The sequence below is a fragment of the Psychrobacter sp. CAL346-MNA-CIBAN-0220 genome, from assembly GCF_040309805.1.
GTDB lineage: Bacteria > Pseudomonadota > Gammaproteobacteria > Pseudomonadales > Moraxellaceae > Psychrobacter.
Genome location: NZ_JBEOPF010000584.1, coordinates 1 through 248 on the forward strand (window position 1 = coordinate 1; position 248 = coordinate 248).

At 47.2% G+C, this 248-nt stretch carries 1 pseudogene; it reads left to right on the plus strand.

The features are described 5' to 3' along the window. Positions 1–248: pseudogene (locus AAEY88_RS14890) on the plus strand (cytochrome o ubiquinol oxidase subunit I); the annotation flags it as partial.

Consider the following 248-nt stretch of genomic DNA (forward strand, 5'->3'; position numbering starts at 1 on the left):
GTCCAATTGTATGTGAGCTTCCGTGACCGTGAGCAAAACCTGGATACCACAGGCGATCCATGGAATGGCCACACGCTTGAATGGTCAACATCTTCACCCCCACAGTTTTATAACTTTGCTCAGTTAGATCCTGTAACTGACATTGATGCGTTCACCGACATGAAAGAAAAAGGCACTGCCTATCAACGTCGTGAAACATACCAGCCGATCCACATGCCTAAAAATACTGCCAGCGGTATTGCTATGGC